A 12,284-nucleotide genomic window follows, 5' to 3' on the forward strand; every position below is an offset into this window, starting at 1 on the left:
GGATTGCTTCGCTCACGCTCGCAATGACGCAGCGGCCTCATCGCCGATGCTGTAATAACTTTTATACCAATCGACAAACCGCTTTAACCCCTCGGCCAAAGACGTTTCCGGTTTAAAACCGATCACCTCTTCCAGCCCCTTCACATCGGCATAGGTCGCATAAACATCACCGGGCTGCATCGGCATAAAATTCTTCTCGGCGTGTTGTCCTGTTTCTGCTTCCAAAATATGGATCATATCCATCAATTGCTCAGGATGATTATGTCCAATATTATATAAACGATACGGCGCGTTACTAAATGATGGGTCTGGTTTTTTTGAATCCCAACTTGCGTCTTGTTCAGGCACATGATCAAGCAGCTTCATCATCGCTGCGGTAATATCATCAATATAGGTGAAATCGCGCATCATATCGCCGTCATTATAAACATCGATCGGCTTGCCCTCATAAATCGCCTTCGTAAATTTAAAATACGCCATATCCGGACGCCCCCACGGCCCGTACACGGTAAAAAACCGCAAACCCGTACACGGGATGCCGTAAAGATGCGCATAGGAATGCGCCATTAACTCACCTGCTTTCTTTGTCGCCGCATACAAACTGATCGGATGATCGACATTGTCAGAAACCGCGAACGGCACCTTCGTATTCGCCCCGTAAACCGAAGACGATGAAGCAAAAATCAAATGCTCCACACCGCTGTGGCGGCAGCCCTCCAGCACATTCACAAACCCCTGCAAATTCGAATCGACATAGGCATGCGGATGATCGAGCGAATAACGCACACCGGCTTGGGCCGCCAGATTGACAACAATCTGCGGCTTTTCCGCCTCAAACAACGCCGTCATAGCCTCACGATCCGCCAGATCAAGCTGCTGAAAGGTAAAACCGCTTTGCCCCTCAAGTTCGGCCAATCGCGCATGTTTCAGCGCAACATCGTAATAATCATTCAGATTATCAACCCCGAGCACTTTATGCCCAGTCGCCAGCAATTCTTTGGTAAAGGCATGCCCAATGAAACCAGTCGCCCCTGTCACAAGTATCTTTTTCATTGGCCTATCCTATTACGCTTGCGCCGCCCGCCGCAAGCGATCATTAATCGCAATACCGATCCCGACTTCCGGCACGGCCATCACAGCAATCCCCTTCGCTCCGCTCTCGTCAAGCACTTTCAGCATCGCAAACAAATTCGCCGCCGCTTCATACAAATCCTTATTTTCACTCAAATTACAAACCAGTTCCGCCGGAAAATCACTCCCAATCATAAATTTTGTTCTGCCAAAAGCGAGCAGCGCCTCGTCCTCTTTCAAATCAATCGCATTTAACCGCACCGGCAAATTCGGCGCATAATGCTTCAGTAATTGCCCCGGCGACTTTGGCGCCACAGAATCGCCTGCATCATACCGAACTTCAACACCAAGAACTTTGGATATATCCTCCGCACTGATCCCGCCCGGACGCAAAACTAGCGGCGCTTCACCGCTCAAATCCAGCACCGTGGATTCCAGCCCCACCGCGCACGCCCCGGCCGCCAAAATAATATCCACCTTATCCCCCAGCGAATCATACACATGCGCCGCCGTTGTCGGACTAAGCGTTCCCGACGCATTCGCACTCGGCGCCGCCAAGGGTACACATGCCGCCTTTATCAACGCCCGTGCCACCTTATGCGCAGGCACGCGCACCGCCAGCGTTTCCAGCCCCGTACTCGCCAGTTCGGAAATCTGCGTATTCTCTTTCTTTGGTAAAATCAACGTCAGCGGCCCCGGCCAGAAAGCTTGCGACATCGCGCGCGCCCAGTCATTAACCACAACAAATTCCCCCGCCTGCTCCAGATCCGTGACATGAATGATCAAGGGATTAAAGCTCGGCCGTCCTTTGGCCGCAAAAATCTTCGCCACAGCCTGCCCATTGGTCGCATCCGCCGCCAGACCGTAAACAGTCTCAGTCGGCATACCGACCAGCCCGCCGGATTTCAAAATCTCGGCAGCCTCGGCAATACTTTCAGGATTTGCGCTCTTGATCATGCTTTGTGCAATACACCACCGGATACGGGCCGTGCAATCCCCGTCGTTTCGGGCAAACTCAGCGGTAAACCCAACAAAGAGCGTACCGCCAGATAACCAAAACACTCCGCCTCAATTGCATCACCGTCATAACCAACATCATCTATAGATTTCATTTTACTTTTAGGCCTCCAAAAACCACCTAAACGCTTGGATAAAACCTCCATCAAATATTTATTTTTTCGTCCGCCACCAGCGACATAAATAACCTTGGGAACATTTGGCAACCCCTTCACTGATTTTTCAATAGCCCCCACGCTCATAGCAAACAACGTCGCCATCCCCATTTCATCTGACAAGTCACGAACAATATCAACACTCCAACTATTACGGTCCAACGATTTGGGACCCGGCAAACTAAAATAGTCATCGGCAAGAAAACCCTCAAGAATACCCACATGTGGCAAGCTTTTTGAGGCAAGCATACCATCCTTATCAAAGGCAACGCCTCGCCTGTGCTTAATAAAATCATCCATCAACGCATTCCCCGGCCCGCAGTCAAACGCACATAAATCGCCATCTTCCGCAATATACGTCACATTCGCCACACCACCCAGATTCAAAACTGCCACCGGCTTATCCTGACCTACCATAATCGCCGCATGATACAGCGGCGTCAATGGCGCACCCTGCCCCCCGGCTTTCATATCCGCTGAACGAAAATCATTCACCACATCCATACCCGTCTCCACCGCCAGCCATGCTCCGTCACCGAGCTGCCATGTAAAACTATCCTTCGGAGCATGGGTAATGGTCTGGCCGTGAAAGCCAATCACATCCGCCTCAAAACCGCTTGCCTTCACCGCCGCAATGTGCAAATCCGTCACCAGAGCTTCCGCTTCACGCGTCTGCGCATCGGGCACGCGTTTACCAAAACACGCCCGCACATTATCCCGCACGCTCAAATCATAAGGATGCGCATAAAACCCCAGCGGTTTAACGAAAGCGTGCCCGTCGGTTTCCACTAGCGCGACATCAATCTCCCCGTCTAGCGCCGTTCCGGACATCAGGCCAATTGCCCTATAGACTTTATGCTCACTCATGCTTATACAATTTGGGTTATGACGAAATACAAATCAGAATTTTTAAACATCTTAACCGAGCGCGACTTCATTCACCAGTGCTCTGATTTCAACGGCCTTGATGCCAAGCTGAGTAAAGGCGTGCAAAGCGCATATATCGGCTTTGACGCCACCGCTGACTCCTTGCATGTCGGTTCCCTCGTCCAAATCATGATGCTTTACTGGTTCCAGCAATGCGGCCACAAGCCGATCACCCTGATGGGCGGCGGCACCACCAGGGTCGGCGACCCTTCGGGCAAGGATGAAAGCCGCCGGATGCTCACTGAAACCGATATCGAAAAAAACATCGGCGGCATCGGGCTGATCTTCGGAAACTACCTCCGATACGGCAGCGGCCGAACCGACGCGCTGATGGTGAATAACGCCGACTGGCTTGACCAGCTCAACTATATCGACTTCCTGCGCGATTACGGCCCGCACTTTACAATCAACCGTATGATGGGCTTCGAGTCCGTCAAACTCCGCCTTGAGCGAGAACAACCGCTGACCTTCCTCGAGTTTAACTACATGATCTTGCAGGCTTACGACTTTGTCGAATTACGCCAGCGCTTCGGCACCATTTTGCAAATGGGCGGAAGCGACCAGTGGGGAAACATTATCAATGGCGTTGAATTATGGCGACGAACCTCGCCAAGAGAAAAAAGCAAAGGTTTCAGCGTTGGCAATTACTCTGGACCAGCTACAGATCCAGTTTTCGCCCTCACCACTCCGCTGCTTACCACCGCCAGCGGCGCAAAAATGGGCAAAACCGCCGATGGCGCGGTCTGGCTCAACGCCGACAAGCTCCCCGCATACGACTTCTGGCAATACTGGCGCAATACCGAAGACGCCGATGTCGGGCGTTTCCTCAAGCTCTTCACCACCTTGCCGATGGACGAAATCGCCCGCCTCGAAGCCGTGCAGGGCGCAGAAATCAACGAGGTCAAAAAAGTACTGGCCTTCGAAGTCACCAAACTCTGCCACGGCGAAACCGCCGCACGCGAAGCCGCCGACACGGCTGCCAAAGTCTTCGAACAAGGCTCGATCGGCGCGGATTTACCCTGCGTTCAACTCGACCTCTCCGCAGGCGTAACCTTCATCGATGCCGCCTGCGCCGCCGGACTCACCACATCGAAAGGCGAAGCCCGGCGCATCATCAGTCAAGGCGGCGCGAAAGTAAACGGACAGCCCGTCACCGATCCCGCCTTTACCCTCACCGCCGATATGATCAGCGAAGGCGATGCCATCAAAATCTCAACTTCGAAGAAAAAACACGCACTGGTAAAAGCGAGCTAAAAAATTTATTTCTGCTCGAACAGCACGCGCCGTAAAATTCCTGGCGTCAGAACTGACAGCGGGTTTACCGAAACTTTTGGATCCTCGCTTGATCCCTTCATCGTATAGGTCGCCGCGATCAGAGCGCCGGTTCCGCCGGTTAGAATGTCCCCGACCAGCGGAATATCGCCGATCACCTTGTTAATCCCGGACAGCGGAATAATTGTACCGGTCACATCCATCGTATGGGCGGCATTATCAAACGTCCCGTCGAAGGTCAGCCCCAATGAATTTCCCGAGGTCCGGCCATCTTTAAACACCAGCAACGACCCGTTCGGTCTATACCGCCAGTCAAAATTCGCCTCCATCTTGGTAAAGCTGAGGCCTTCCTGCCCGTTCAGGCTGGCCATTAACCCTGGCAAAGACATCGCCCCGAGAAGCTGCGCCAATGCTGGAGCATCGATAACCTTGAAATCGCTCATCTCCGCCACACCGATTAAATTCCGGTCAAACACTCCGCGGATCGGCTCGCCGTAAATCACCAGCTTGCCGCCGCGCACACCTTTATACAAATCAAATGCTTTAAGTATCGCACCCGCATCATCGGCTTCCAATCGAAAGACCCTCTTGCCAGAGCCATCGGGCTTATAACGCAAATAAATATCGCCGCCGCCCGCAATACCATCCATTTCCATCTGGTTAATTGTGCCCTGTTCGTCAATATCGATATACAGCTTGGCATATTGCACTGTTTCTTCATCCGCCGTGCGCATCCGGTCAGCCGCCACCGAAATCAACATCGGCGGCGCTTCATAAGGTTTACCCTCTTCTTTTTCATCGTCCATAAACGGCCTTGCATCAAGGAAGGGCCCATCCAGCACAATTTTCGTCTTTCCGGAAGGCTCAACCTCAAATTCCAACTGCGCCACCGTTTCATTCAACGTAAAACGTGAAACCTTGCCTCCAGCCAATTCTGTCTCTTCGCCCTTCTGACGAAACCGTAAATGAGAAGACTCCAGTTTCAAAGCCGGCGCGCTCCCTTTCAGATCAAGAATTTCCTTTAAGTCCCCATTCTTCAAAACCGCTTTAAGCGTTGCGCTTCCCTTCACCTGAGGCTTCTTCTCATAATCAAACGGATCGACAAAGACCCGCGCCGGAGTCAAATCCGCCGCCACAAGCGCCTCGGCGCCCCCCCCAGCATATTCTGTATAGGTCACATCAACCGAAGCCGATCCTTCTAAAAAGCTGCTCAGATCCATGCCGAACTGATCACGCAGTTCCGGCGTCGCCATCACTGCAGCCTTAACCTGCATGGCATAGGGCTTGCCTGCCGCACTTAAATACTCATGATAATCAAGCGTAATCGGCTGATCGCCAAGCCGTCCCTTGCCCCTCACCCGCAAAGCATTGTTTTTCACGCTTACATCAAACGGCCCTTCACTTAAGGGAAGTCCGCGCACCACATTGGGCAAGAATGCATTGCTGAGCGTTCCTCGAACATTCACATCGACATCGGCAATCTTAATGTCCTTTTTCGTCGGCAAGGAAATATTAACCCGCATATCAGCCTGACCACGAACATTCGCAACATCAATCTCACTATTCACCCCAATCGGCTCATCACGAATGTAGGTAAAAACTGATTTAGCAGGACCTTGAAGCTTAAGGTTAATATCGGCTTGCCCTTTTCCAGCCTCAATAATATTGACTAACTCAACATCCGCTTCACTAACAGCCAAATCCATCACTCTGGCAGATTCAATATCAATACGTATCGTTTCGCTATCGAGATCGAATCTGGCTCTGCCTTTAGCGTTAGTAACCGGCTTAAGTGGCGCACGATAATCAATACTCATACCTTCAAACTCAAATCCCGCCACAAGCTTCTTCAGATCAACACTCGTTCTACCCTCACCCGGTAGAACCTCAAGATCGCCCTGCGCATAAATATTTGAAAAAATGCCTGCCCCGAGCTTATCAACAATCCATTCCTTGCTGTTATCCTCGGCCAGCGCCACAGGCCACAAAGGTGCAATCGCACTCTGCGCTAAACGTTCAATTTCAAGACGCACCGGACCGTTAACAGTGCCCGCCTCACTCAACGTCAAATCGGCATTCCCCTCAAGCTTTACCCCGCTGATCGTAACCTGCACCTTCTTGAGATCAACCTGACCGTTCTGCGCCGTGTAATGCGCCAAAACGCCTAAATCTTTGTAGACCACAGGCTGTGCCGAAAGCTCTGCAATATTCAACGCCCCGGCCTCAGAAAGCACCGTTAAATCAGCGCGCTGCAACTTCATACCTTTATCAATACGCGCCTTAAACTGTGCATTGAGCGGCACATCCTGCATTTTCAAAATCTCAAGCTCAGGAATTTTCTGCCCCAACAGTGACAAATCAAAATTTTCTAAAATTGCATCCAGATCTACCGCCTCAGAGGCAAGTCCTAACTCTGCCGTAAATTTAAGCCGAGGCGCGGCGCCCGCCTCTGCAGGCAAATCCACAATCCCCTTCGACCGCAAAGCCCCCTCGACCCGTTCAATCACAATATCAGCGCGCGGCAAAACCCACGAAAGCGCGAGCACCCGGTCATCAACCAACAAGCTGGCCTCTTCAATCTCAAAACTTCTCAGTTCCGAAAGCAAACTATCCGCCACTGGCCCGTTCTGATCGCCGGCAAGAACGCCTAGAATTTGTTCAATATAATCAACTTGCGCGCCATCTTCTTCCTTTGGTTGCGCCGGACCATAAATTTTTGTATCTGCCACGCCAATATCAAAGCTATTATCCGCATTTCGAATAAGACTCAAACTTGGACGCTTAAGAACCAACCCTTCGGGCCGTATCTGCCCCATCAGCAAATGCGCTTTATTCAGCCCCAGCGCTGCTTCGCCAATCGAAGCCACAACACGCCCCTCCGGCCCATACACGCTCGCCCCCTTTAGGCCCAGCAGCAACGGCTCGCGCAAATCCGGCCAAAACAGCACAATGTTATCCATGCTGACATACATACCGCTTTGCTCATCACGCAAAGCTTCTTGAATATATGGCCGCGCAAACTCCATATCCAGCGGCGCCGACAAAAGCCGCCATCCTAAAACGCATACAGCCACCACCGTTAAAACAACGCCAACCGCCAAAATTTCAACGAATATAAGACCACTACGTCTGCAGAAAAGCTTGAAATCCATATCCTATTTTATGCCACGCTTGACTTAAGCCGCAAAGCCCCCATGTTAAAGAAACTGAAGTAAGTATGGATTTTTGAAAGGACAACGCTATGACAGAATTAAAAGTTGGAGACCCCGCCCCTAATTTCACCGCCCCCGCAGACGGCAATCGTGAACTTTCCCTATCGGATTTTAAAGGCCAAAAGATTGTCCTATATTTCTATCCCAAAGACGACACACCCGGTTGCACCAAGGAAAGTTGCGGCTTCAACGAAGCCCTGCAAGCTTTCAAAAAACTAGGCACAACCATCATCGGCATCTCCAAAGACTCACCAGTACGCCATGATAAATTCAAAGCAAAATACAATTTGAATTTCCCGCTCGTCTCCGATGAAAACACCGACATTTGCGAACGCTATGGCGTCTGGAAAGAAAAAAATATGTACGGCAAAAAATACATGGGCATTGAACGCTCAACCTTCCTGATCAATGAGGAAGGCAAAATCGCCGCTATATGGCGCAAAGTCAAAGTCGACGGCCACGTTGAAGAAGTTGAAAGCGCCGCAGAAAACATCGCAAAAGCCGCCTAGACAAAAAGCCCTCGACGATTGAGGGCTTTTCTATTTAGAAAAATTTGGTGATCACAAAGGACTATGACTATCCCGCCAGAGCGGTGACCATATCTTCCAGCCGAACCTGACGCCCGGCACCAGCCTTGTTCAAATGATCATGCATATGATCAATAATCACGTCATTATAGCCGTGGAAGAAATGATTAGCCTCATCAATCACGCGGTAATCGATATCAATACCTTTTTGCTGATGCAAACGTTCAACAAACTCAGACACGAAGGATTCTTCGATTACGTCATCTTTGCCTCCATGCACCACCAGACCGGAAGTCGGGCACGGTGCAAGAAAACTAAAATCCTCAGTATTCGCAGGCGGAGCGACAGAAATAAAACCTTGAATTTCCGGGCGCCGCATTAAAAGCTGCATACCGATCCACGCACCAAAAGAAAACCCGCCAACCCAAACATACGGCGCATTTGGATTAATCTCCTGCATCCAGTCCAGCGCAGAAGCGGCATCGCTAAGCTCTCCCTCGCCTTGATCAAACAGTCCTTGCGAACGCCCAACACCACGGAAATTAAACCGCAAACACGAAAATCCGCGCGCCGCAAAGCCTTGGAACATATTATAAGTGATTTTGTTATTCATCGTACCGCCATGCTCTGGACTCGGATGTAAAATTAAAGCGAGCGGGGCGTTTTTAATTTTTGAATGAGAATAGCGACCTTCAAGACGGCCCGCCGGACCATTGAAAATAACTTCTGGCATTTAGTATCCCTAACTGTTTTCGGGTTTGATTTTTAAAAACCGGAACGAAGGAAATAAAAGCCTCGCCCCGATCCTGCTATATTTTAAAGCTGCCCCTATATAGGAAAAACATCCTGCACTGTCTATAAAAACATTACAACCTATTGATTCTGTTTGTGGATAATACCCGCTACAAATCGAATCATTTTCAGTCCAAGTAGCTCAAAATATGTACTATGTAAAAAAACAGCCGCCCTTTTTCACAAAATTCACAAAAACATACGACAAAAAAGAAAATTTCATAGTGCAAAAACGCCAAAGAACCTATAAAGCATTAGACATTATTAATATAAACGAAAATTTAAAACCGTAAAAACGAATGCCCTCAACACTCACATTAAATTCACGCGGAGAATACGCCCTCATAGCAATGGTTGAACTTACCCGTACAGACTCTAAAAATCCGCTTCCATTAACAAAAATTGCAGCCAATGCCGGAATTTCACTATCCTACCTTGAACAACTCGTCTCCGGACTACGACGCCACGGCCTTGTCAAAAGCTATCGCGGCCCCGGCGGTGGGTATCTTTTAAACAAGAGTGCCGATGAAATCATGATTACCGATATTCTGCGCGCCAGCGAAGACAACGCACCGGCAAAACGCAAAAAAACGAAAACCGGCAAAACAAATCCTTGTGAACATACCCATGCCCTATGGGAGCATATTGGTAGAATTTTATCGGCAACTCTGTGTGAAATTACATTACATGACGTACTGCACAATCAACTTGAACATCACCCACATGCTCGTAAACTATTTGAAACCATAGGGAAAATCGCTTAAATAGCGTCCATGGATAAAAAAACCTATTTAGATTACAACGCCACCGCGCCAACGCGGCCAGAAGTCATCGCCATTATAAATGAATGCTTAAGCGCGCCGCACAACGCTTCTGCTGTACATAGCTTTGGCCGCGAAGGACGTAAAATTGTCGAGTGTGCCCGCGAGAAAATTGCCGCCCTCGTCGGTGTCCCGCCTGCTCAAATCATTTTCAATTCCGGCGCGACAGAGGGCAATAACACAGTCCTGCGCCATTTCACAAAAGAACGGGTTCTCGTATCAGCCATTGAACATCCGTCCGTTTTGGAAACTGTCCCGAAAAGTGACCGCATCCCGACTACTCCGGAAGGCGTGCTGGATCTGGAAACCTTCGAGATACTACTCAAAGCCGAAAAAACCGCATTAGTTTCGGTGATGCTGGCCAATAATGAAACCGGCATTATCCAGCCCGTCAAAGAAGCCGCAGCGCTGGCCCACAAACACGGCGCGCTATTTCACTGCGATGCTGTGCAGGCCGCCGGGCGTATCCCCATCGATATGGCCGCCCTTGGTATCGATTTTTTTACCCTCTCAGCCCATAAAATCGGCGGCCCTCAAGGTATCGGGGCCCTCGCACTCGGCATTTGCGGAATAACACCAACCCTGCTGCATGGCGGCGGGCAAGAAAAATCCGCAAGAGCCGGCACCGAAAATGTCGCCGGAATTGCCGGATTTGGGATAGCAGCAGAGTTAGCCCAAGACGGAATTCAGGATTATCAGAACAAAACACGCGCCCTGCAAACCAAACTTGAAACGACGTTAAAAAACATAAAAATCTACGGCAAAAATGCCCCGCGCGTTGCGAACACCACGCTGTTCTCCCAGCCCGGCGTATCCTCCGAAACATTGCTCATAGCGCTCGACCTCGAAGGCGTCGCCGTATCCAACGGCTCAGCCTGCTCATCGGGCCGCGTTCAGCCCAGCCACGTTCTCAAAGCCATGGGCGTAAGCGATGAAGAAACCACAAGCGCCATACGCATCTCGACCGGATGGAACACAACCCAAAACGATATTGATCGCTTTATCAAAGTCTGGCAAAACATCACCTCCCGCATCCAAAAGAAAGCTCAAGACCGTGCCTAAAATTACATTCCTGCATAAAGACGGTTCGCACCAGATTATAGAAGCTGAAAACAACTGGTCGATCATGCAGGTTGCCGTCGAACATAAGATCAAAGGTATAGAGGGTGCCTGCGGCGGATCAATGGCCTGCGCCACCTGCCATGTCTATATCCACTCTGACTGGATCGATCGCGTAACCGCCGCGGGCAACGAACAATGCGAGGAAGAAGAAGACATGCTCGACATGGCCTTCGATGTACGTGACACTTCTCGGCTTGGATGTCAGGTAAAACTCACTGAGGATCTCGACGGCCTGGTCGTCACCTTGCCAGGCACAAAAGAAGAGGCATTTTCATGATCCGGCATATTGTAATGTTTTCCGCCAAGAACAAGGATGACCTCGATACAATCGAAAGCGGGCTGATGAACCTCACGCAAATTCCCGGCGCAAAAATAGAGATCACCCGCAATCAAAAAGCCGATCAGCTCGGCAACGACATCGATATTGTCGTCTATGGTGAATTCCCCGATCTTGAAACACTGAACGCCTATAAACGCCACCCGCTCTACGAAAAATCTACCTCCATCGTCCGTCCCTTGCGCGAACTACGCTTCGCCGCGGATATTGAGGCTGCAACTTGAAACCTAATGAGAGGGAACGGCGGCGTCCCAATCAAAACCGCCCAGCACGCCCTTCAAAAGCTCTTCATCCCGGCGGCGATGTCCTTCAGGAGGCTCATTCCCGTACACATCGAGATTATAAACAGATTCATAAAAGCGAACCATCAAATCACCTTCGCCGCGCATGCACGACACACGCAAAGAGTCTCCCCAAAAATCACAATTGCCTCTATCTTTATTCAAATAATTTGATTCCATAGCAGCTTTCCAAAAATGAAAGGCTTGAAACAAAGGCGTAGCCTCAAAAAAATCTGATGACGATATTTTCCCAAGCTCTTCCCGAAGAGCCTTCTTTGATGCCACTGTAAGCTGAGAATACGCAAAATCACGCAAACTCGAAGCCTCGTAAACAAGAACATCTTTAGCTTCAGTAAAAAAATCCCGCAGCGTTTGGTAGCTATCCTTCTGACTAGCCATAAAATCCTGCAAAACTGTAGTCTCCCTGCCGTAAATTGGCTTAATCTTACGCGCGCAATGATTAAATTCATCAACCAGCACAAGATCAAAATTGCCCTCAAACCCTTTTTCAAGAATTATTTTCTCAATGCGCTCTTTCGTTTCACGCGCATGACGCAAATAATCCCCCGAAAAGAAGAATTCAGGATTTTGATCGATAATCGGCAACTCTTTTTGCTTAAAAGCAAAACCAAGCCGTTTTTGTAATATCTGGCGTCTAATATATGAAAACATGGCACACTCACTATATTTGATTTTATAATATGTCAACAAAAACTCGGAAATCTGGACTTTTTCACGGCAAACGCTTAT

12 protein-coding genes are annotated in these 12,284 nt (G+C 49.8%); 6 read left to right on the top strand and 6 right to left on the bottom strand.

All coding sequences use genetic code 11. The features are described from left to right. Nucleotides 1-12 precede the first annotated feature (12 nt). The 3 genes from H6859_00105 to H6859_00115 are packed head-to-tail and all read right to left on the bottom strand — an operon-like array spanning nt 13 to nt 3,110. Nucleotides 13-1,053: an NAD-dependent epimerase gene (locus H6859_00105; GenBank protein ID USO05647.1), complete on the bottom strand. Its 1,041-nt coding sequence runs from the start codon at nt 1,051-1,053 to the stop codon at nt 13-15. Nucleotides 1,054-1,065: 12 nt separating this feature from the next. Next, the gene (locus H6859_00110) at nt 1,066-2,028 is read right to left on the bottom strand and encodes a threonylcarbamoyl-AMP synthase (protein USO05648.1); all 963 of its coding nucleotides are present in this window, start codon (nt 2,026-2,028) and stop codon (nt 1,066-1,068) included. Further along, the gene (locus tag H6859_00115; protein USO05649.1) at nt 2,025-3,110 is read right to left on the bottom strand and encodes an anhydro-N-acetylmuramic acid kinase; all 1,086 of its coding nucleotides are present in this window, start codon (nt 3,108-3,110) and stop codon (nt 2,025-2,027) included. Before H6859_00115 ends, H6859_00110 begins: the two co-directional genes overlap by 4 nt. 18 nt (nt 3,111-3,128) lie before the next feature. On the opposite strand from H6859_00115, the gene H6859_00120 reads away from it, so the two are divergent. Continuing rightward, entirely contained in the window at nt 3,129-4,424 is a 1,296-nt protein-coding gene (locus H6859_00120; GenBank protein USO05650.1) for a tyrosine--tRNA ligase, read from the top strand. A 5-nt stretch (nt 4,425-4,429) separates the two neighbouring features. Here H6859_00120 and H6859_00125 read toward each other — a convergent pair whose 3' ends face one another. Next, nucleotides 4,430-7,594, bottom strand: coding sequence for a hypothetical protein (locus H6859_00125; protein USO05651.1), 3,165 nt, complete (start codon nt 7,592-7,594; stop codon nt 4,430-4,432). 89 nt (nt 7,595-7,683) lie between these two features. Here H6859_00125 and bcp point away from each other — a divergent pair, with 89 nt between their 5' ends. Further along, nucleotides 7,684-8,163, top strand: a complete 480-nt coding sequence (gene bcp, locus H6859_00130; GenBank protein USO05652.1) for a thioredoxin-dependent thiol peroxidase — start codon at nt 7,684-7,686, stop codon at nt 8,161-8,163. 67 nt (nt 8,164-8,230) lie between these two features. Here the strand turns inward: bcp and H6859_00135 are convergent, their stop codons facing one another. Continuing rightward, nucleotides 8,231-8,914, bottom strand: coding sequence for an alpha/beta hydrolase (locus tag H6859_00135; protein ID USO05653.1), 684 nt, complete (start codon nt 8,912-8,914; stop codon nt 8,231-8,233). Between the two features lie 409 nt (nt 8,915-9,323). Here H6859_00135 and H6859_00140 point away from each other — a divergent pair, with 409 nt between their 5' ends. Genes H6859_00140 through H6859_00155 form a run of 4 tightly spaced genes read left to right on the top strand, consistent with a single transcriptional unit; the run spans nt 9,324 to nt 11,477 of the window. Next, the gene (locus tag H6859_00140; GenBank protein USO05654.1) at nt 9,324-9,737 is read left to right on the top strand and encodes an Rrf2 family transcriptional regulator; all 414 of its coding nucleotides are present in this window, start codon (nt 9,324-9,326) and stop codon (nt 9,735-9,737) included. 9 nt (nt 9,738-9,746) lie between these two features. Then, nucleotides 9,747-10,856, top strand: coding sequence for a cysteine desulfurase (locus H6859_00145; protein ID USO05655.1), 1,110 nt, complete (start codon nt 9,747-9,749; stop codon nt 10,854-10,856). Continuing rightward, a complete protein-coding gene (locus H6859_00150; protein ID USO05656.1) occupies nt 10,849-11,193 on the top strand; it encodes a 2Fe-2S iron-sulfur cluster binding domain-containing protein in 345 nt (114 codons plus the stop codon). The genes H6859_00145 and H6859_00150 overlap by 8 nt, the downstream gene beginning before the upstream one ends. Further along, on the top strand, nt 11,190-11,477 hold the full coding sequence (locus tag H6859_00155; protein USO05657.1) for a Dabb family protein: 288 nt from the start codon (nt 11,190-11,192) through the stop codon (nt 11,475-11,477). Before H6859_00150 ends, H6859_00155 begins: the two co-directional genes overlap by 4 nt. Before the next feature lie 3 nt (nt 11,478-11,480). On the opposite strand, the gene H6859_00160 is transcribed toward H6859_00155, so the two are convergent. Next, on the bottom strand, nt 11,481-12,206 hold the full coding sequence (locus H6859_00160) for a hypothetical protein (GenBank protein ID USO05658.1): 726 nt from the start codon (nt 12,204-12,206) through the stop codon (nt 11,481-11,483). Nucleotides 12,207-12,284 lie beyond the last annotated feature (78 nt).

Source organism: Rhodospirillales bacterium (genome assembly GCA_023898785.1).
In the GTDB taxonomy this organism is placed as follows: domain Bacteria; phylum Pseudomonadota; class Alphaproteobacteria; order Micavibrionales; family Micavibrionaceae; genus TMED27.